A 21,561-nucleotide genomic window follows, 5' to 3' on the forward strand; every position below is an offset into this window, starting at 1 on the left:
GAATATAATCTAAAAAGGAAAGAATTGATATGAAAACAGCAATTTATCCAGGAAGTTTTGATCCAGTTACATATGGCCATATAGATATTATAAAAAGAGGAGCACTTTTATTTGACAAATTAATTGTCGCTGTACTTTTAAATCCAATCAAAAAGCCTTTATTTTCAATAGAAGAAAGAATGGAACTTTTAAAAGCTGTAACAAAAAATATTCCTAATGTCCAAATAGATTACTTTGATGGCTTATTAGTAGATTATGCAAAAAAAGTAAGAGCTGGTGTTATAATAAGAGGTTTAAGGATGGTTTCTGACTTTGAGTATGAATTTCAAATGGCTTTAATTAATAAAAAATTAGATCCTTCAATTGAGACAGTTTTTTTAATGACAAATGAGCAATACAGTTATTTCAGTTCTAGTGCAGTAAAAGAAATTGCTCAGTTCAGAGGGGGTTTTTCTAAATTTGTGCCTGAAATAGTAGCTCAGAAGTTAAAGGAAAAGTTAAAGCTGTAAGGAGGATTGATTTGTATGAGAGAAGTTGTAATTGTAAGTGGTGCGAGAACTGCAATAGGAAAATTTGGAGGTAGTTTGGCCGGTATTCCTGTTGTAGACTTAGGAGCAATTGTTATAAAAGAGGCTTTGAAAAGGGCAAACATTGCTCCTGAACAAGTGGATGAAGTGCTTATGGGAAATGTAATACAAGCAGGACTAGGACAAAATCCAGCAAGGCAGTCGGCAGTGAAAGCAGGAATTCCAGTTGAAGTAACATCTGCAACAATTAATATGGTTTGTGGATCAGGACTTAGAACTGTAGCAATGGCGGCACAGGCTATTATGACAGGAGACGCAGAAATAGTTGTTGCTGGTGGAATGGAAAATATGTCAAGAGGACCTTATGTTCTTAATGAAGCACGATTCGGTTATAGAATGAATGACGGTAAAATAGTTGATGCTATGGTATATGATGGCTTAATAGATGTATTTAATCAATACCATATGGGGATAACAGCTGAAAATGTTGCTGAAAGATATGGAATTACAAGGGAAGAGCAAGACGAATTTGCGCTAAGAAGCCAAAAGCTTGCAGAAGCTGCGATTACATCAGGAAGGTTTAACGATGAAATTGTACCTGTTTTAATTCCTCAGAAAAAAGGCGATCCCATAGAATTTAAAACGGATGAACATTATAGACCTGGTACAACATTAGAGGCTCTTTCTAAATTAAAACCTGCGTTTAAACCGAATGGAACAGTTACAGCAGGAAATGCATCTGGTATAAACGATGGAGCAGCTGCTGTGGTTGTTATGTCAAAAGACAAAGCAAAAGAGTTAGGAATTACTCCCCTTGCTACAATTAAGTCTTACGCTTATGCAGGGGTTGACCCAAGCGTTATGGGATTAGGTCCTATTTATTCTACAAGGAAGGCTCTTGATAAAGCAGGCTTAAAAATTGAAGACATTGACCTCATAGAAGCTAATGAAGCTTTTGCAGCCCAAGCGTTAGCAGTTGCAAAAGAACTCAATTTTGATATGGATAAAGTAAACGTCAACGGTGGTGCAATAGCTTTAGGCCATCCTATTGGTGCAAGCGGAGCTAGGATTTTAGTGACACTGCTTTATGAAATGAAGAAGAGAGGTTCCCATCTTGGGCTTGCGACACTTTGCATAGGTGGTGGTATGGGCATATCAATGATTATAGAAATGTAAAGTAAATAGAGAAAATAATGGCCCTCGGTTTATGCCGGGGGTTATTGACTTTTAATAACGATTACATATATAATAAATATCAAAGGATGTCCTAAAATGATACATCCCTTCTTTTTAATATTAAGGGGAGAGAAAAGATGGGTAAGAATGTTGGCAAGTCGTTTTTGTTTAGTGAAAAAATGGAATTTTTATTTGAAAGTGTTTTTGACAAACTGCCAATTGCTTTTGATATACTTGATGCAGAAGGTAATATAAAAATGATGAATAAAACGTTTTTAGATTTTTTAGGCTTGGAAAAAGAAAAAGTTATTAACAGATACGTATTGGACGTTGATCGAAACTCGCGATTTCCTCTTGTTTTGAAAACAGGACAGAACGAGATTGCCTATAGACATAAGTTTGCCAATGGAAAAGAAGCTATTGTGCATAGAATTGCGATAAAAGATGGCGACGAGGTTATTGGCGGTTTTGGAATGATTTTGTTTGAGGATTTAAATGAACTTAGAAAACTCATAGAAAAAAACAGGCTTTTAGAGACTGAACTTAATCACTATAAAAAAACATTAAGAAAAATTCGTGGTGCCAGGTATTCATGGGAGAATATTGTTGGAAAAAGTGATGCAATAATTGAGTGTAAGAAAAAAGCTATAAAAATGGCTAGTATGGATTCCAATATTCTTATATATGGAGAAAGTGGGGTAGGGAAAGAACTTTTTGCTCAGGCAATCCACAATTCAAGTAGCAGAAGAGATTATCCCTTTGTAACTGTAAATTGTGCTGCTATACCAGAGCAGTTAATGGAATCAGAGCTATTTGGTTATGAAGAAGGCGCTTTTACAGGAGCTCAAAAAGGCGGTAAAATAGGTAAGTTCGAGCTTGCAAATCATGGTACTATCTTTTTAGATGAAATAGGTGATATGCCGTATACAATGCAAGCAAAACTTTTAAGAGTGCTTCAAGAAGGAGAAATCGAAAGAGTAGGTGGCAAAGAACCTATTAGAGTTGATGTACGCGTAATATCAGCGACAAACAAAGACCTTACAAAACTTATTAAAGAAGGCAAATTTAGGAGTGATTTGTTTTACAGAATAAATGTATTAATGCTTAATGTTCCACCATTGCGTGAAAGAAAAGGAGATATTCCACTTTTGATAGATCATTTTTTGTACCTTTTGGCTCAGAATTCTGGAATATACAAAAAAGTTTCTAAGGAAGTGTATGATATTTTGGAGAAATATGATTGGCCAGGTAACATAAGGGAACTTAGAAATGCAGTTGAGCGAATGGTTGTCAATTCGGAAGGTGATACAATTAGGAAAACAGACATTCCTCTTTATATTCTAAACAAAGAGATACCCATAAGGAAGAAAGGGTCGGGACTTCAGCAAATGCTTGAAGAATTTGAAGAGAAGATAATCCTTGAGACTTTAAAAGAGTGTAACTATAATAAATCACAAGCAGCAGAAATATTAAAAATACCAAGGTCAAGACTTTATCGGAAGCTAAAAAAGTTTAATATTCTCGAAGATAATGAAGTAAAATGATACTGTGTAGCGAAAAGCTACAAATTTTGAAAACGCAGGAGACATATCTCTTGCGTTTTTTTGTATTATTGTGAGACACTTATCAATAAAAAATTGTATTTTGTAATGTCTTTAAAAGCAACAAGAGAATTTTTAATTTAAAGGGTGGACATTTAAAAAATCCACATTTGACTGCTTATTTTCTAAAAATTTTTAAGCAAAATTAATAGTTGGCACTTTTTTTGCTTTTACTATTTAGAGAAAAACAACTGAAAGGAGTAGCATTATGGGGAAAACGATTAATAAATTAAAAATTGGTGACAAAGACTATTTTGAGAAAACAATTACAGAAACAGATGTATATTTATATGCTGGGATTACAGGTGATTTTAATCCTGCCCATATTAATCAGGTAGCATCTGAAAAAACGATGTTTAAGGGAAGGATAGCTCACGGAATGTTGACAGCGGGGTTAATTTCTGCTGTTTTGGGTACTAAGTTACCAGGACCGGGAACTATTTATCTTGGTCAAGAATTGAAGTTTACAAAACCTGTAAGGATTGGCGATACAATCAAAGCTGAGGTAGAAGTAGTAGAAATCATCCCTGAAAAAAATCGAGTTAAATTAAAAACAATATGTACAAATCAAAATGATGAAGTTGTGCTAGAAGGTGTAGCAACAGTACTTGCACCAAAGGAGTAAGCAGAAATTATTGGAATGGGAGGTTAGTACATGTTATTGCAACAATTAATAAGCGGTTTTGCTACAGGTGGATTATATGCATTAGCAGCATTAGGTCTCGTATTGACATACAAAACTTCTGATGTAGTAAATTTCGCACAGGGCGAAATGGCGATGTTTTCTACTTTTATTGCATATACAACTATGACATCCTATGGTATGTCTTATTGGGAAGCTTTTATATTGGCACTTTTGTTTGCGTCAGTTTTAGGATTTATCGTAGAAAGATTTTTCATAAGACCTATACAAAATGCTCCAGTTTTAAGTCTTTTAATTGTGACATTAGGTCTTATGATGATTGTAAATGGTATAGCAGGATGGGCATTTGGTTTTGAGACTCATAGTTTTCCAGCAATTGTCGGGGGGGGAATTAAAAATTTTTGGTGCAGTGATATCAAAGTCAAATCTTTTGACATTAGTTATTACAGTATTTATAATGGGAATTTTGTTTTATATGTTGAAATATACTCTTGCTGGAATTGCTATAAGGGCTACATCAGAAAATCCAACTATTGCAAGGTTAATGGGTATTGCTGTTAATCATGTTTATTCTATTACTTGGGTTGTAAGTTCTATACTTGGTGCAATTGCAGGTATGTTCATAGCCCCAACTACATTTCTTGATGTAAATATGATGTCTTCTGTGTTGCTAAAGGCATTTACTGCTGCAGTTTTAGGAGGATTTACAACTTTTGTGGGGCCTGTAGTAGGAGGGTTAATACTTGGAGTGTTAGAAAACATTGCAAGTGGCTATATTTCTGCGCAACTGAGTTCGACATTTGCGTTTGCTCTTATAGTTATAATGCTATGGATTAAGCCTACGGGACTTGTTGGCCAAAAAGTGGGAAAGAAGGTGTAAAAATGAATGCAAAAAAATACATCTCATGGATAGTTCTAATTTTAATTGCTACATTAATTCCACCTATATTAAATTTACCGGGTAGCCTTCAGTATCTTTTAGATTTGTCGCTTATATATGCAATTGTCGCAATAGGCCTTAATCTTCTAATGGGTTATGCAGGACAGATATCCTTGGGACATGGTGCTTTTTTGGCTGTTGGTGCTTATACTTCAGCATATTTAACACTTACACTTCATGTGCCATTTTTTATAGCACTTATATTATCAGGTTTAATAACAGGTATTGTGGGGATTCTTTTAGGACTTCCTGCACTGAAGTTGGAAAGGAATTATTTAGCGATAGCTACTCTTGGATTTGGTGTAGCTGTAACACAAATTTTTGCTATATGGACAAATTTTACTGGAGGCTTTTCTGGTATAAAACCTTTGAGACCTGAGTTATTTGGTTTTAAGTTTAATTCGTATCTAAGTTATTACTATATTATCTTAATTTTAACTATTGTTCTTGTAATATTGACTTGGAATATTATAAGGACAAAAGTGGGCAGAAGCCTAATGGCTATGAGAGACAGTGAAATTGCTGCAAAGGCAATGGGAATAAATGTTTCGTATTATAAAACATTAGCTTTTGGATTAAGCGCATTTTATACAGGAATTGCAGGAAGCCTTTATGCTCACCTGCTTGGTTTTATGACTCCTTATGATTATGCATTCAGCATAGGGATGTCTCTTAATTTTCTTGCAATGATTGTTATAGGCGGGATAGGAACAATAAGTGGGTCCATAATTGGGGCAATAATTATGACGTGGCTTCCACAGATTACCTCCAATTTACCCATAAAAAGTTTATCGCAAATTATTACAGGTGCAATTATAATAGCCGTCGTAATCTTTTATCCAAACGGTATAGCATATGCGGGAGCTAGACTAAAAGATAAATTTGAGAGATTATTTGCGAAGCACCAAGAAAAAATCGTAGTTAAGATAGAGAAGTGAGGGATAATGCATGGAACATTTAATAGTTGACAATTTAACTATGGAATTTGGAGGTTTGAAAGCTGTTGATTCTCTCAGTTTTAGTGTTAAAAAGGGTGAAATCTATGGGCTTATAGGTCCTAATGGTGCTGGGAAAACAACTGTTTTTAATTGCGTATCAAGGTTTTACAATCCTACCTCCGGCAGAATTATTTTTGAGGGTAAGGAAATTACAAAGCTTAAACCTCATGAAATAATAAGAGCAGGGATATCTAGAACTTTTCAAAATGTAGAACTCTTTAAGCATATGACTGTATTAGAAAATTTGCTTGTTGGTCAAGTTGCATTTACAAGAGAGAACATATTATCCGCTGCTTTTATGCTCTCTTCTGTAAGAAAAGAAGAGAGAAGAATTAGGGAGGAAGCTATGGAAATACTTAAAATTCTCAATATAGAAGACAAAGCACATGAATATGCATCGGCACAACCTTATGGAATACAAAAGCTAGTAGAAATAGGAAGAGCACTTGTATCTCAACCACGACTAATCATGTTAGATGAACCTGCTGCAGGTATGAATCACAGTGAAACAGATGAATTAGCTGAATTAATATTAAAATTGCGAGATGAGCTTGGTATTACAATACTTTTAGTAGAACATGACATGTCTCTTGTCATGAATATATGTGAGAATATTTGTGTAATGAATTTTGGCAAAAAAATATGCGAAGGTACACCAGAAAAAGTAAAATCTGATCCTGCTGTCATCGAAGCATATCTGGGGGGTGAAGAGATTGCTTAGCCTTATTGATATAGAATCTTCCTACGGATATGTTAAAGTGCTAAAAGGCATAACAATTGAAATAAAAGAAGGGGATATTGTTGCGATTTTAGGTGCTAATGGTGCAGGAAAAACCACAATACTTAGAACTATATCAGGGCTTTTAAAACCTGACCGTGGGAAAATAGAGTTTATGGGAGAAAGAATAGATGGCAAACCTCCCGAATTAATTGTATCTAAGGGTATTGTACAATCTCCTGAAGGAAGAGAAATTTTCCCTGGTTTATCCGTTTTAGAAAATTTAAAAATAGGCGCTTATACCAGAAAGGACAAAAATAATATTTCAAAAGACCTTGATAGGATTTATCATTATTTTCCACGGCTTAGAGAAAGACAAAATCAAATTGCTGGTACTTTAAGTGGTGGAGAGCAACAAATGCTCGCAATAGCAAGGGCATTGATGGCAAAGCCAAAATTGTTAATGCTTGATGAACCTTCATTAGGACTTGCACCACGTGTAGTTAAGGAAATATTTGAAATTATTAAAGAAATTAATCAAGAAGGGGTAACAGTACTTTTAGTGGAGCAAAATGCCAGACAGGCATTAGCAATAGCTAATTATGCTTATATTTTGCAAACTGGATTAGTAGTAATGGAAGGAAAAGCAGAAGATTTAAAAAATAATGAGGAGGTGAAAGCAACTTATCTTGGAGGTAAAAGACCAGGGTCGAATGTAAATTAAAAATAATAAGAGGAGGATAATTATGGAGAAAAAGTTTATTAAAAAATTGTTTGTAATAGCATTTGCTTTAATATTTACATTAGGGATTATTTTAACAGGTTGTGGAAACAAAAATAATGAACAGGCAAGTATCCCGGCTTCACAAAAAGAACAAACAAAAAAAGAATTGGCTCAAGGAGTGACAGATACAACCGTAAAAATAGGTACAACATTGGCGTTGACAGGACCAGTAGCAGTAATTGGCACACCAATGCTCCATGGTATGCAGGCGTATTTTAATTATATCAATGATCAAGGGGGAGTGAATGGAAGAAAAATAGAACTCATTTACAAAGATGATCAATTTAACCCTGCTGTAACAGTACAAAAAACTCAGGAATTAGTTGAACAAGATAAAGTATTTGCTCTTGTAGGCACGCTTGGGACTCCAGGATTGCTTGCATCAATGGATTATATCGTTCAAAAAGGAATTCCTAATGTATACCAGGGCTCAGGGTCAAGTAAGTTTGCAATTCCCTTCAAGAAAAATTATTTTCCTGTACAGCCTAATTATACTACAGAAGGACATGTGCTAGCACAATATGCGGTTGATAATTTAAATGCGAAAAATATTGTAGTAATTTATCAAAACGATGAACAAGGTACAGAAGGCCTAAATGCTATAAAAGAACAACTCGAAAAGCTTGGGAAATCTGACCTTTTGAAAGCTGCTGTTCCTTTTAACACAACTGATGTAGATTTTAGTACACCGGTATTAAAGGCAAAAGAGGCCAATGGAGATGTTGTAATACTCCTTGGTACAGCGAAACCTCTTGCAGGTATTGCTGTCAAGGCAAAAGAAATTGGGTATAAACCGCAATTTCTTGCCTCCTATGTGGTTTCTGACCTTACAATGTTTAAACTTGCAAAGGATGCTTGGAATGGAGCTATAGTTGCAGGTTGGGCATATCCTATATATGAGAAGACAAAAGACGAGCCTAAAGTTAAGTTGTTCTACGATACAATGGCAAAATATTTCCCGAATGAAACACCTTCAGGATATCATGTAGCGGGTTGGATTGCAGCTCAAACCTTTGTTGAGGGATTAAAAAGGGCCGGTGATAATCTTACATGGGACGGTTTTATAAAAGCCATGGAGACATTTAGAGATTGGAACGATGGACTTGCGTATAAACTTACCTATACAGAGACAGACCATAGTCCACAAAGGGCAATGTACTTTATGAAGGCTATATACAAAAACGAAAATGAATATACTTATGAGATAATTACCGATTACATTGAACCTAAGTGATACTTTTTAATATTTTAGAAAGGGCTTTTTAAAAAGCCCTTTCTAAAAACCTCATGATAGGAGGCTACCAAATGGCAAAAGTCAGAGTTAATAATATTGAATTATACTATGAAATACACGGAAATGGTCAACCTATTGTACTTATAGAAGGACTTGGGTGTTCGAAATGGATGTGGTTTAAGCAGATTGACGAGTTAAAAAAGCATTTTAAAGTTATTGTTTTTGACCTAAGAGGTGTTGGTGATTCCGATAAACCTGATATGGAATATTCTATTAAGCTGTTTGCTGATGATACAGCGGCTCTGGTAACAGAACTTGGGTTTAAAAAAGTTCACATACTTGGGGTTTCTATGGGTGGTTATATAGCACAAGAACTTGCTTTGGAATACCCTGCTCTTGTTGATAGGTTGATATTATGTTCTACTCATTATGGAGGACCAAATATCGTGCCAATACCACTGTCCACTCTTAGCATTATGTTAAATGGAACAGGTGCAGGTAATGCACTGGAAAATTTGCGAATTGCTATGTCTTTAAGTTTTAGCGATGAATATCTTTCTACTCATAAAGATGAATTTGAACAAATTGTGAAATGGAAATTTGAAAAGCCGCAACCATTTTACGCTTATAAAAGACAATTTTACGCTGGATTAGCATTTGATGAAGAATCAAGAGTTCATTTGATTAAATCTCCTACTTTAATAATGGCAGGTAAAGACGATAAAATCGTACCTTATGAAAATGCTCTTTTATTGCATTCAAAAATTGAGGACTCAGAAGTTGAATTTTTTGATAATGCAGGACACATGTTTTTTATAGAAAAAGCAGAGGAAGTGAATCAAAAAATTGTAGAGTTTTTAACAAAACCTATAGGAGGAGATGAAAAATGGAAAGAAAGGATATTAACGTAGGAATTGTTGGAACAGGACTTTACATTCCTGAGACATATATGACAGCTGAAGATATAGCAAAAGAAACAGGTATACCTGAAGAAATTATAAAAACCAAATTTGGGATTATAAGAAAGCCTATACCGGGTCCTGAAGACCATACTTGTCATATGGGAATACAAGCGGCGAAAGATTGTTTGAGAAGAACTGGTGTTGATCCAAAAGAAATAGACCTCATTATATATATAGGCGAAGAACACAAAGAATATCTACTTTGGACATCTGGTATCAAATTACAATACGAAATAGGAGCAGAAAATGCGTGGGCTTTTGATATGGCGTTAAGGTGCGGTACAGCAGTTGCAGCTTTGAAGATAGCGAAAGATATGATGGTTGCAGATGATAATATTAATACCGTTATGATTGCTGGTGGATACAGAAACGTTGACTTTATTGATTATAAGAATCCGCGCGTATCCTTCATGTATGACCTTGCTGCAGGAGGAGGAGCAATTCTCCTTAAGAAAAATTATAATAGGAACATTGTACTTGAGGCATCAATTATAACAGATGGTTCCTTTTCTGAAGATGTTGCTGTTGTCGGTGGAGGGACAAAATATCCTGTAAGCCATGAAATGATTGATAAAGGACTATATAAATTAGATGTTTTGAATATGGAACATATGAAAAAAGGCCTTGAAGAAAAATCGATGCCTAATTTTTTAGGTGTGATTAAAGAATCTCTAAGGAAAAGCGGATATACACCTTCCGATATTGGCTATCTTGCGATACTTCACATGAAAAGGTCTGCTCATGAATTTATTTTAAATGAACTAGGCTTATCTCCTGACAAATCGATTTACTTAGAAAACTATGGGCATATGGGTCAGATCGACCAGATACTTTCAACACAACTTGCCCTAGAAGGAGGAAAAATAAAAGATGGTGATATAGTCGTGTGGGTAAGTGCAGGTATAGGTTATGTATGGGATGCAATTACAATAAAGTGGGGACCTATAGAATAAATTTTATGGCATAAATTTTATGACAGGAGGTTTTAAACATGGATTATAAAGAACTATACAAGAAGAAGTTAGTTTCTGTTGAAGAAATTTTATCAAAGATTAACAGTGGAGATGAAATTGTTTCTGCTATGGCTGCTTCAGAGCCTCAAGGCATTTTAAGTAAACTCCATACTATAAAAGATAGAGTTGAAGATGTAACGGTTGTTGTATGTCTTCCAATGAAAGATTATGAATTTTTTATGAATCCATCAATGAAAGGGCATTTTCTTACTGAATCATGGTTTTATACTGCAGGACTCCGTGAAGCACATAAATACGGGACAGTATCTTTTATACCAAATCATCTTCATTTAGCTTCAACAAAAAGATTACACTATAGAAAACCTAGGTTTTTCCTAGGAACGGCTACTCCAATGGATAAACATGGATATCTATCATTATCTTTAGGCATTACTTATGAAAAAGATATTCTTGAAAACGCTGATTATGTTGTCTTAGAAATAAATGAAAATTTACCAAGGACTTATGGTGATACACAAATTCATATAAGTGAAGTTGACTTTGTTGTTGAGAATCACGCTCCTGTTCCTGAAATTCCTATTGTAGAGCCAAATGAAAAAGATAAAATAATAGGAAATTATATAGCTGAATTAGTAGAGGATGGTTCAACGATTCAATTAGGAATAGGTGGAATACCCAATGCTGTGGCAAAAGCACTTTTAAATAAAAAGGACCTTGGCATACACACAGAGATGTTTACAGAAGGAATGGTAGATTTATTCGAAGCTGGGGTAATCACCAATAAGAAAAAGACCTTATGGAAAGGAAAATCTATAGCTACATTTGCGCTTGGTACTAAGAAACTATATGATTTTATAGATGATAATATGGGAGTAGAATTTCAAAGAGGTGCAGTGGTCAATGACCCGTATGTAATAGGTCAAAATTATAAAATGGTATCTATAAATACCGCACTGCAAGTAGATTTAACAGGTCAAGTTTGTTCAGAATCTCTGGGTATAAGGCAATTCAGTGGGACAGGGGGACAAGCAGACACGGCAGTAGGGGCACAAATTTCAAAAGGAGGCAAATCAATAATAGCTTTGTACTCATCAGTAAAAAACGATACTATATCCACAATAGTTCCTGTGCTAACAGAGGGTGCTGCAGTGACTCTTTCAAGAAATGATGTAGACTATATTGTTACAGAATATGGTATTGCAGAAATGAGAGGACGCTCAATAAGGGATAGGGTCAGAAATTTAATAAATATTGCTCATCCTAAATTTAGAGATGAACTTAAAGAAAAAGCTAAAGAGCTTATGATATGGTAATATTTGAATGTTAAAGATAAAATGTTGATGAAGAAAGGAGGAACAATTTATGAGGAAGCTAAGAGTATTTCCTCTATTGGTAATAATGTCGTTGTTATTATTTCAAGGACATTATAAAGCAACATCATATTTTGACCCAACGCCAGTAAAAACGTATACTGACTCCAAATACTGGGCTAAAGTGGAACTTTTAAGAGATAGTAATCCTAACATAGGACAAGAAAAATTCATAACAGATAATCAGCAAAAAGATCCAGAAATCATCAAAGAATTTAACAATAATCCTCAACCTAATTCGCAATATTTTTTACTTCATTATGCACCTGGCTGGGATACAGGTACCAAACCATATCCTGTGATTCTCGTTCATGGTGCTGGTTCTGATGCAAATTTTTTCGCAGATCCTAAAAGAGATGGTTCTATTACTGGCTTAATGCAATATCTTTCACAAAAAGGCTATAAAGTTTTTGCAGTGACTTTTGCTCATCCTCATGGAGACAATTACATTCAAAGAGAGATTCTCGCTGATGCGATTCAGAAAGTTAAGGCTGTAACAGGAGCAAGTAAAGTTGATATTATAGCACATAGTAAAGGCAATATGTCTGCGAGAATGTACGTATCAAATGTCAAAAAATCATGGGGAGTTGATTTTGGAAAAGATGTGAGAAGATATATCCAGCTGGGAGCTCCAAATGGTGGAATTGACTTTACTTTTAGGAATCCAAATATGGCATGGGGTATAATAACAACTGGAGGATTTGGACCTGTTCCTTATACTTATATGTTGATTTATGGATTATGGTATAATACCACCTATCACAGTATATATACAGAAGGTGGTGCCTATCCAGGACAACTTCAGATGTTAGCAAGATGGGATAGTGTATATCCTCTAAATACAACGCAGCAAGATTGGTATACAACTTATTATGGAGGATGGGGATTTGCTAGTTATTCATATGGAATAGATTATGCAATTAAAGAAGGTGGAAATCTTATCAATACATTACAGAATTCTTCTGTAGACCCTTCTGTGGAAATAGCTGTATTGGCTGGAGATTACAATTATATAAATGGTGTTCCATGGGAGACCACAGGGCCCAGTGATGGATTAGTATTTGTAAAAAGTGCTACTGATACATCGGCAATGACAAAATCAGGCGCAAAAGTTATAGCTAAAGATGTATATCATCTTAATCACGTTGAACTGGCATATGATAAATCAGCTATGGATTGGATAGATGCACAATTGTCAAAATGAGAAAGGAAATTGCTTTTAGCAAAAGTAAATTATATTTCAAGCAGTTTATTTCCTCGGAAACAAATTAAAATATTATATTACGTTGTAGATGTTAAAAATAAAGGGGGTTAAAATTTATGTGTAGAGTAATATATAAAAAAATTGCTTTACCAAATGGAGAGGAAATTGGTTACAGAGAAAGAGAAGGAGGAAAAGACGCAATAATTTTTATTCATGGTAATTTAGTTTCATCAAAATATTGGGAAAAATTTATGCAAAGATTTCCTGAAAATTTTAAACTTTATGCAGTAGATTTAAGAGGAGCAGGAATCTCTTCATATAACAAGCCTATTGAAACAATGAGGGATTTTTCTGAAGATATATGGCTTTTTTCACAAGAAATGAATATCAAAGAGTTTATTCTTGTAGGGTGGTCGATGGGCGGAGTAATTTCTATGCAACTAGCGGCTGACCACCCTGATGCAGTAAAAAAATTGATCCTCGTAAGTTCACCATCTTGCAAAGGTATACCATTTACAAAAAAAGATGAAGAAGGTAAAGTGATACCGGGTGAATATTGGAAAACAAAAGAAGAAGTGTTTAATGATAAAGTACAAGTTTTGCCGATAGTTTATGCATTGAGATCGGGAAACAGAGAAATAATGAAAAATATTTGGGATTCTGCTGTGTTTAACTATAAAAAGCCTGAAGAAAACTATTACAAAGAGCTCATAGAGGATATTTTTACAGTAAGAAATTATCCTGATTGTGCATGGGCAACGCAGATTTTTAATATATCTCACATTCATAATGGTGTGGTCATGGGTACAGGGGAAGTAGACAATCTAAAGATGCCTGTATTGTTATTATGGGGAGAACACGATGTAATTGTAAAAAAAGAGTATAGCGAAGAAACAGCAAAAGAAATCGGAGAGAATGCCCATGTTGTAATTATTGAAAATGCGGCTCATAGTGTGTTTATTGATAATGAACAACAAACATTAAAGGTTATGCTAGACTTTATTGAGAAATAGGGGAGGAGATAAATATATGAGAAGGGCGCGAATCATAGGAGTGGGAAGTTATCACCCAAAGAATTTGATAACAAATGAAGAACTGTCAAAAAGAATAGGTGAGCCAATAAGCATAAATTTTGAAAATAAGGTTGGAATACTTCAAAGGTATATAACTGGACAAGATGAAAGCACTGCAGACCTTGCTTATGAAGCAGCTATAAGGGCCTTAGAAATGGCAGATATATCAGCAAAGGATATTGATTTGATAATTTTATCAACGGACACTCCCGAGTATATTACTCCCCCAACTTCTGCTGTTGTACAAGGAAGACTTGGGGCAGTAAATGCTGGCTTTTTTGATATAAATGCTTCTTGCGCCGGATTTGCAGGCTCTCTTGCAGTTGCATCAAAAATGATTATGGCAGATGATTCATTAAATAAAGTCTTAGTTATTGGTGCATATAACATGAGCAAGTTTATTGACTATAATACACCAGGATTATCAGCCATATTTGCAGATGGTGGCGGAGCGGTTGTACTTACTTCAACAGAAGAAAATGCTGGGTTTTTAGCATCCAAATTCATAGGAGATGGTACACAATATGATTTTTTGGGTATATATGATGGTGGAGCGAAGAATCCGTTTAGAAAAGGCAATCCTAAAGACCAGCTTTTGACTTCTCTAAAACCCCTTCCCCCAGATAGGAATCTTAAAATGTGGCCTCCTCTTGTAAAGGAAGTTGTGGAAAAAGCAGGTTATAAAGTTAAAGATATTGACCATATTTTCTTTACTCAGATAAATAAGTCAGTGATATTGGAAGTTATGGACACATTGAGATTAGATCGATCAAAGACAACTACTATTATGGAAAAATATGGTTACACAGGCTCGGCATGTCTTCCCATGGCTTTAGATGATGCAGTAAAAAATAATAAGATAAAGAAGGGAGACCTCATTGTATTTGTAGGTTCTGGAGTAGGTTTCTCTATGGCTGCCTCAGCTTTTATATATTAACTGTGCATATCTCGGTGAATAATATGGGGTGATAAAATGACCCTTATTGAGGCGTTTAAAAAAATAGCACCTTTTATTAATATAATGACAACAGAGGATCTAGGTATATCAATATGTGATGTTAATGAATGCGTATTATATTTACCTGGTAAAAAAATCAATCATAACATAAAGGTAGGAGATCCTTTAAAAGAGGGTACTGCTATATATGAAGCAATAAAAAGTGGAAAACGTATTGTTAGAAGAGTAGGAAGCGAAGTGTATGGTTTTCCATATATTGCTATAGCGTTTCCGCTGATAGAAAACGGTGTAATAACAGGTGGAATAAGTATATTTCAATCGACAGCAAAACAGGATGAGATAGCAAATATAACTGAAAAAGTGTTTTCTTCATTGCAGCAGATTCACTCTATGCTCCATGAAATCTTTTCGATTTCAAAAGAAGTATCTGAAATAAGCGATGAAGCCTCAAAGTTTGCAGAATATGCAAAAAATAATGCTCAATCTACTGACGAGCTTATAGACTTTATTAAACATATCTCTTCAGAAACAAATTTATTGGGCTTAAATGCGGCAATAGAAGCTGCGAGAGTTGGTGAGAGTGGCAAAGGGTTTACAATAGTTGCAAATGAAATAAGGAAATTATCCATGTCAACCAAAGACTCTGTAGAATCTATAAACAATGTACTTATAAAACTTAAAGAAATAAGTTACAAAATTGATAAAAATATGAAAGAAATAAAGAATACAAATATGAATCTATATAAACTTATAGAAAATGCGAATAGTGAGCTTGAAGAAATAAACAAAATGTTTGAGGAACTTTACAATAAAACGCGACTTTATTAAATAAGACAATAATGAATGAATACTTGGAAGCAAAAATATTGTGGCTTAAGTTCCTGCAGTTTTTGCTTCCAAGTATGATTTTAGATTAAGCTTTCATCATTTAAAAGGGGAGATTTAATATTATGTATAAAATTTTAGTAATAAACCCTGGTTCAACATCAACTAAACTTGCAGTTTATGAAGATGAAAATGAGGTATTCAATGATACGATAAGACATTCAAGCAAAGAGTTAAATAAATACAATAATATTATTGAACAACTGGATTTTAGGGTAGACTGTATACTTAATACGCTTCAAGATAACAATTTTTTATTATCTGAATTTGATGCAGTGGTAGGTAGAGGAGGCTTAATTAAACCTGTTGAAAGTGGTACTTATATTGTAAATGATATTATGATAAATGACCTAAAAAATGGTGTCCAAGGAGAACATGCCTCAAACTTAGGAGGAATAATTGCTCGTCTGATAGCAGATAAATATGGTATTCCGGCTTTTATAGTGGATCCGGTTGTGGTTGATGAACTTGAAGATGTGGCGAGAATTACTGGTATTCCAGAAATAAAAAGAAAAAGTAGATTCCATGCCTTAAATCAAAAAGCAGTAGCAAGGCGCCTTTCAAAAGATATTGGTAAGGAGTATGAAAAAGCGAATCTCATAATAGCTCATCTTGGAGGAGGCATATCGGTAGGTGCACATAAAAAGGGAAGGATTGTAGATGTTAACGATGCTATAAATGGGGATGGACCTTTTTCACCTGAGAGAGCTGGAAACCTTCCTGCCCTTGATGTTGCAGATTTGTGCTTTAGTGGCAAATACAGTTATGAAGAGATAAAAAAGATGATAAATGGAAAAGGAGGAATGACAGCTCTTCTTGGTACAAATGATGTCAGAGAAGTATTAAAAAGAATAAATAACGGAGATAAATATGCTAAACTGGTATTTGAAGCAATGGCATACAAAGTTGCAAAAGAGATTGGTAGTATGGCGGTTGTTCTTAAAGGACACGTAGATGCAATAGGAATTACTGGAGGTATTGCATATAGTGAGGAATTTGTAACGCTTATAAAAGAGAGAGTAAATTTTATAGCACCTATTTATGTATATCCGGGAGAAGAGGAAATGCTAGCTTTAGCTCAAGGTGCTTTGAGAGTTTTAAACGGTGAAGAAAAGGCAAAAGAATATGTATAAAATGAAAACTGATAAGAGGTTTATGTTGGTCCTCTTGTCAGTTTTTTAATTTTAATTGACATCATAATTAATAAAAATTACAATTATATTTGAGATTATGTAAAGTAGAAAGGCGAGAAAAATGGATAAGTTGACGATTTGGGAAGTATTTTTGTTTTCAGTGCCAGAGGCAGCAGTTATAATAAGTATTGCTTTTGGTTTAGGGGGAGTAAAGTTTAAGCCAAAAAAGATTTTGTATATAAGCTTACTTACTGGAATCATATTGTACTTTATAAGGCCATTGGTCAGTAGTTATATTGTAAATGTTATACTTTATATCGGGGTATTAATGATTTTGTTTTTGGTATTTAAAGTTATGGACTTTTTTAAAGGTATGATGAGTGTTATTTTATCCGTCTCCATTTATTTAATAATAGAATATCTAAATGTTACGGCAATTCAATTTTTATTTGATATAGATCCTGTAATTTTATTGAAGGACTATGTTTTACGATTTGAGTGTTTTTTACCCCAATTATTAATAGCAATTTTGGTTTCTTTTGCTATACGCAAATATAAACTTTATCTATTTACAGAGTAATGTATTGGGAGATGAATTTATATGTTAAGAATAGTCATTGCAGAAGACGATATAAATTTTAAAAAAGAACTCATAAAAATTCTTTTAACAATGGAAGGTGTAAGTGTTGAATATTCTACGGGAGACGGAAATGACGCATTAGAAGCATTAATTAAAATTAAACCGGACGTTGCCATTTTAGATATAGGATTACCAGGAATATCGGGCATTGAGGTGGCGAAAAAGATTAGAGAATACATGCCTTTTTTGGAAATAATTTTTATTACTTCTTTTGAGGAATACATAAAAGATGCTGTAAAGCTTTATGCTTCTGATTATATTGAGAAACCCCTTGATGAGAAGAGGCTGAGAAAAACTTTAGATAGGATAAAGAAAAAACTTTTGGAAGTAGAAAATGTTATCCCTTTTAAGACGGAAGATGGAGTAAAGCTTATCAATCCAAAGGAAATTTATTGTGTTCAAGCCAGTAAAAAAAGGAGCATAGTTTATACCCAAAAAGAAAAATTTATATGTGATTACTCTTTAAAAGAAATAGAGGAATTGTTAGATGGTAGCATGTTTTTTAGAACAAATCGGTCTTTTTTAGTGAACCTCTTTAAAGTTGAGCTGTTGAAAGATAACAATAGGACTTCCTTTGAGATACGTTTTAAAGGCTCAAATTATAAGGCTTATCTCTCTAAAGAATTGTATGAAGAATTTAGGAGGAGAGTAAAAGCTATTTACAAATCATAGTTAGATTGGAAGAGGTTTTATGTTTAAGGATAGTTACAAAAATGCGATGATGATTTATGTAGTGCAAATGGTATTGATAGTAATACTAGTAAACAACAATTTTATGAAAAGTCTTGATGTATTTCAGCCAAAAAATCAAGAGTTGTTTAGGATTTTCATAGGAATTTTAATTTTTATATTGAATGGGTTTTCTATTTTTGTGTTAAGAGAGCTGTATGCTAAAAATAAAGAAGAACGCCAATTTTTGATAAATAGTATTAGATTTAAATACATAGAAGAGCAAAATCGCATCTATAGGCAAAATCACCATGATATTAAAAATCACTTGATAATTATTTCTGAATTAGTCAAGGAAAAAAGATATAGTGAACTGGAGAATTATTTGTCTTCATATATGGAAGAAATTGATAAAAATTTAGTGACGATAAACACAGGTGTAAATGAAATTGATATATTGCTTTATTCGAAAATAAGTAATGCTAAGAGTAAAGATATTGAAGTGGATTTTAAATGTGATACACAAATCCAGTGCAGCAAAAAACACGTGCTTAATTTAGTTTCGGTTTTAGGAAATTTAATAGACAATGCAATAGAGGCTTGTGATGAAATGGAAAAAGATAAATACATAATTATAGAGATGAAAGAAGACCCAATAGATTACATTTTTTACATAAAGAATAGATATAATTTTCAAACAAATGTAAAACCATCCATCTTTTTTGAAGAAGGGTTTTCTACAAAAGAGGGTAGAGGCAGAGGAGAAGGATTGTATATTGTCAGAAATATAGTAGAAAAGTATAGCGGTGAAATAGAAGTACAAACCGATGGAGGTTATTTTGACGTTATTGTAGAAATTCCCAAATTTTCTTTGGAGGGTGATTAAAATTAATATCGAAAAGTTAGCTGAGAGGTTAACACAAAGACTGTTTAAAACGCAAAATTTAACGTATATTGAAATGGCAAAAATACAATATGGTATAAGCTTAATTTTAGGGGTAATAATTGAATTTACTTTAGTTTATGCTATTTCTTTAATATTGGGATTTGGCTTTTACACTGTAGTAATAATGCTTTCTGCTCTTTTTTTGAGAATAAATACAGGAGGAGCTCATTGTTCAACCTATAATAGATGTGTAACTTTTACGGCAGTTTATTTCATACCTTTTGCTGCTTTAGCAAAATTTGTAGATATACATTTTCCTTTAGAATTTAAAGTTTTTACAAGCCTATTGTTATATTTTATAGTTTTAGCGATAGTGAAGGATAATAAATTTTACAGGGTTATAATTCTGAGTTTAGTTGGTATAAATATTTTTTTATTTTTCGCCAATTCAATAGTCTATATTAAAATATTGTTTTTAGTATCTATAGGTTTTACACTACAAGCTGTTATGAGGACTACATTAGGAGAAACTATAGTAAAAATTGCAGATACGTTGTTTAAAAAAGCAGGGATATAAAAATTTTTTTATTTTTTTCAGCCTTTTTATGTAAATCTAAGCAAAGAATATATTTTTATACAAAAAATTAATGGTTTTTAAAGGAATATATTGTATTTATTACATAAAAAAATGGGATTTTGTGTAAATATTTGGATATATTTAGGTGAAAAATGCATTTTCGTTCCCAAAAATGACACTTTCGTTCCGAAATCCACACAAAGCGTTTTAAATGTTGTATAATTAGATAAAGATGAGTGGGAGGTGAAGTGAATGAAAAAAATTAACCCACTATCACTATTAGGAACGCTGCTTACATTTATAGGCACATTGGGACTTGCAACTTCTGCTTGCATCGGCTGGTTCTATAAGCCGCAAGTTCCTGATGTTTTGTTGAAAAAGTAATACATCTCAAAGATCTTTTCTACCCTTCCCTCGTGGGTTTCAACATTTTCCTGAGTTTTTACATAGATTTAAATTGATTTTGTGCCGAGTTTTCGGCACTTTTTATTTTGGTATTTTAAGAAATTATTGGTATAATTTTTGCTTAAATAATAGAATTTATGAAAGAGATTTAAGGGGATAGTCTTGACTTTAAAATAGTAAGAAAGTTATAATAAGCTTTGTAGGGGTATAGGATAGGGGGGTATATATTGCTGATTTTTTCTATAACATGCTGAAGCAATACATATTTTTTGTGATTGAAAAATTTATATAAAACCGTATAATTAATATTGTAAAACAATTCAAAAGATTATTAGCTGGTTTTTTATATTGCATTTTTAGGGGGTTACTCTGTTGAAGGTTTATTCTTTAGTAGGAGAAAGTGGGACGGGTAAAAGCCATCATGCTTCTTTTATTGCTGGCAAGTATGGCATTAGGTATATCATTGATGATGGAATTTTAATAAAAGGTAATAACATTATTGCGGGGGTTTCTGCTAAAAAAGAGGCTACAAAAATTGGAGCGATAAAAAGAGCATTATTTACTGATCCTACGCATGTAGAGGAAGTAAAAAAAGCTATTGAAGAAGCGAAACCGGATAAAATCCTTATAATAGGCACTTCTGATAAAATGGTGGATGCTATAGCTGAAAAGTTAGGGCTTCCGCCAGTGAGTGTAAGGATATATATTGAAGATGTAGTCCCACCTAAACAGATTGAAATAGCCCGTGAAAAACGGTTGTTAGAAGGAAAACATGTTATCCCTGTTCCAACTTTCGAAGTTAAAAAGCAGTTCTCAGGCTATTTTTTAGACCCTCTCAGGATTTTTAGGAGGAATAACAAAGGGTATTTTGAAAAAACCATTGTAAGGCCTAATTATAGTTATTTAGGTAAATATACCATTTCTGAAAGCGTTATAAATTCAATAGTGGCTCATGAACTTATTTTATTTAATGAAGTTTACAAAGTTAATAAAGTTTTGACAGAAAAAAGGCCTGAAGGTATAATTTTAAAAGTAGACGTTACAATGAGGTATGGGTACAAAATTATCCCTGTATTAAAAGAAGCTATGAAAAATATAAAAAAACAATTGGAGTATATGACGGCCATAAATGTCCTGCAAATGGACATTTATGTAAAAAATTTGTATATAGAAAAAACAAATATTAGAGAAAAGGGTGTGTGAT

The 21,561-nt window shown here is 33.6% G+C and carries 24 protein-coding genes; all 24 read left to right on the top strand.

The window, feature by feature from the left end; genetic code table 11:
- The first annotated feature begins 29 nt into the window (after window positions 1-29).
- The 24 genes from coaD (at window position 30) to THEWI_RS03155 (ending at window position 21,560) form a co-directional block, all read left to right on the top strand.
- A complete protein-coding gene (gene coaD, locus THEWI_RS03050) occupies window positions 30-509 on the top strand; it encodes a pantetheine-phosphate adenylyltransferase (protein WP_014062407.1) in 480 nt (159 codons plus the stop codon).
- Window positions 510-524: 15 nt separating this feature from the next.
- Window positions 525-1,703 (top strand): acetyl-CoA C-acetyltransferase, encoded by a 1,179-nt coding sequence (locus THEWI_RS03055; protein ID WP_014062408.1) that lies wholly within the window; start codon window positions 525-527, stop codon window positions 1,701-1,703.
- Between the two features lie 137 nt (window positions 1,704-1,840).
- Entirely contained in the window at window positions 1,841-3,247 is a 1,407-nt protein-coding gene (locus THEWI_RS03060) for a sigma-54 interaction domain-containing protein (protein WP_014062409.1), read from the top strand.
- Between the two features lie 265 nt (window positions 3,248-3,512).
- Window positions 3,513-3,929 carry a MaoC family dehydratase gene (locus tag THEWI_RS03065; protein WP_014062410.1) on the top strand — a complete coding sequence of 139 codons (417 nt, stop codon included), beginning with the start codon at window positions 3,513-3,515 and terminating at the stop codon, window positions 3,927-3,929.
- 30 nt (window positions 3,930-3,959) lie between these two features.
- Window positions 3,960-4,508, top strand: coding sequence for a branched-chain amino acid ABC transporter permease (locus THEWI_RS15210; protein ID WP_279625615.1), 549 nt, complete (start codon window positions 3,960-3,962; stop codon window positions 4,506-4,508).
- On the top strand, window positions 4,405-4,827 hold the full coding sequence (locus THEWI_RS15215; protein ID WP_279625616.1) for a branched-chain amino acid ABC transporter permease: 423 nt from the start codon (window positions 4,405-4,407) through the stop codon (window positions 4,825-4,827). The genes THEWI_RS15210 and THEWI_RS15215 overlap by 104 nt, the downstream gene beginning before the upstream one ends.
- Before the next feature lie 2 nt (window positions 4,828-4,829).
- Window positions 4,830-5,825: a branched-chain amino acid ABC transporter permease gene (locus THEWI_RS03075; protein WP_014062412.1), complete on the top strand. Its 996-nt coding sequence runs from the start codon at window positions 4,830-4,832 to the stop codon at window positions 5,823-5,825.
- Window positions 5,826-5,835: 10 nt separating this feature from the next.
- Entirely contained in the window at window positions 5,836-6,606 is a 771-nt protein-coding gene (locus THEWI_RS03080) for an ABC transporter ATP-binding protein (RefSeq protein WP_014062413.1), read from the top strand.
- Window positions 6,599-7,327, top strand: a complete 729-nt coding sequence (locus THEWI_RS03085; RefSeq protein WP_014062414.1) for an ABC transporter ATP-binding protein — start codon at window positions 6,599-6,601, stop codon at window positions 7,325-7,327. The genes THEWI_RS03080 and THEWI_RS03085 overlap by 8 nt, the downstream gene beginning before the upstream one ends.
- 22 nt (window positions 7,328-7,349) lie before the next feature.
- Window positions 7,350-8,621 (top strand): ABC transporter substrate-binding protein, encoded by a 1,272-nt coding sequence (locus tag THEWI_RS03090; protein ID WP_014062415.1) that lies wholly within the window; start codon window positions 7,350-7,352, stop codon window positions 8,619-8,621.
- A gap of 71 nt (window positions 8,622-8,692) precedes the next feature.
- On the top strand, window positions 8,693-9,532 hold the full coding sequence (locus THEWI_RS03095; RefSeq protein WP_014062416.1) for an alpha/beta fold hydrolase: 840 nt from the start codon (window positions 8,693-8,695) through the stop codon (window positions 9,530-9,532).
- A complete protein-coding gene (locus tag THEWI_RS03100) occupies window positions 9,508-10,536 on the top strand; it encodes a 3-oxoacyl-ACP synthase (RefSeq protein ID WP_014062417.1) in 1,029 nt (342 codons plus the stop codon). Before THEWI_RS03095 ends, THEWI_RS03100 begins: the two co-directional genes overlap by 25 nt.
- A 38-nt stretch (window positions 10,537-10,574) precedes the next feature.
- Complete coding sequence (locus THEWI_RS03105; protein ID WP_014062418.1) at window positions 10,575-11,870, top strand: acetyl-CoA hydrolase/transferase family protein; 1,296 nt, start codon at window positions 10,575-10,577, stop codon at window positions 11,868-11,870.
- 49 nt (window positions 11,871-11,919) lie between these two features.
- On the top strand, window positions 11,920-13,131 hold the full coding sequence (locus THEWI_RS03110; RefSeq protein ID WP_014062419.1) for an esterase/lipase family protein: 1,212 nt from the start codon (window positions 11,920-11,922) through the stop codon (window positions 13,129-13,131).
- A 116-nt stretch (window positions 13,132-13,247) separates the two neighbouring features.
- The gene (gene phaZ, locus THEWI_RS03115; protein WP_014062420.1) at window positions 13,248-14,144 is read left to right on the top strand and encodes an intracellular short-chain-length polyhydroxyalkanoate depolymerase; all 897 of its coding nucleotides are present in this window, start codon (window positions 13,248-13,250) and stop codon (window positions 14,142-14,144) included.
- A 16-nt stretch (window positions 14,145-14,160) separates the two neighbouring features.
- Window positions 14,161-15,141, top strand: coding sequence for a 3-oxoacyl-ACP synthase III family protein (locus tag THEWI_RS03120; protein WP_014062421.1), 981 nt, complete (start codon window positions 14,161-14,163; stop codon window positions 15,139-15,141).
- A gap of 36 nt (window positions 15,142-15,177) precedes the next feature.
- Window positions 15,178-15,990: a methyl-accepting chemotaxis protein gene (locus THEWI_RS03125; RefSeq protein ID WP_014062422.1), complete on the top strand. Its 813-nt coding sequence runs from the start codon at window positions 15,178-15,180 to the stop codon at window positions 15,988-15,990.
- Between the two features lie 122 nt (window positions 15,991-16,112).
- Complete coding sequence (gene buk / locus THEWI_RS03130; protein WP_014062423.1) at window positions 16,113-17,180, top strand: butyrate kinase; 1,068 nt, start codon at window positions 16,113-16,115, stop codon at window positions 17,178-17,180.
- A 121-nt stretch (window positions 17,181-17,301) separates the two neighbouring features.
- Complete coding sequence (locus tag THEWI_RS03135) at window positions 17,302-17,760, top strand: hypothetical protein (protein ID WP_014062424.1); 459 nt, start codon at window positions 17,302-17,304, stop codon at window positions 17,758-17,760.
- 21 nt (window positions 17,761-17,781) lie between these two features.
- The gene (locus THEWI_RS03140; protein ID WP_014062425.1) at window positions 17,782-18,492 is read left to right on the top strand and encodes a LytR/AlgR family response regulator transcription factor; all 711 of its coding nucleotides are present in this window, start codon (window positions 17,782-17,784) and stop codon (window positions 18,490-18,492) included.
- Window positions 18,493-18,511: 19 nt separating this feature from the next.
- Window positions 18,512-19,375: a sensor histidine kinase gene (locus THEWI_RS03145; RefSeq protein WP_014062426.1), complete on the top strand. Its 864-nt coding sequence runs from the start codon at window positions 18,512-18,514 to the stop codon at window positions 19,373-19,375.
- The gene (locus THEWI_RS03150) at window positions 19,368-19,952 is read left to right on the top strand and encodes an accessory gene regulator B family protein (protein WP_014062427.1); all 585 of its coding nucleotides are present in this window, start codon (window positions 19,368-19,370) and stop codon (window positions 19,950-19,952) included. Before THEWI_RS03145 ends, THEWI_RS03150 begins: the two co-directional genes overlap by 8 nt.
- Before the next feature lie 252 nt (window positions 19,953-20,204).
- Window positions 20,205-20,336 carry a cyclic lactone autoinducer peptide gene (locus THEWI_RS13825; RefSeq protein ID WP_014062428.1) on the top strand — a complete coding sequence of 44 codons (132 nt, stop codon included), beginning with the start codon at window positions 20,205-20,207 and terminating at the stop codon, window positions 20,334-20,336.
- A gap of 393 nt (window positions 20,337-20,729) precedes the next feature.
- Complete coding sequence (locus THEWI_RS03155; RefSeq protein WP_003866831.1) at window positions 20,730-21,560, top strand: Asp23/Gls24 family envelope stress response protein; 831 nt, start codon at window positions 20,730-20,732, stop codon at window positions 21,558-21,560.
- Window position 21,561: the final 1 nt, after the last annotated feature.

The organism is Thermoanaerobacter wiegelii Rt8.B1 (assembly GCF_000147695.2).
Lineage (GTDB): Bacteria > Bacillota > Thermoanaerobacteria > Thermoanaerobacterales > Thermoanaerobacteraceae > Thermoanaerobacter > Thermoanaerobacter ethanolicus.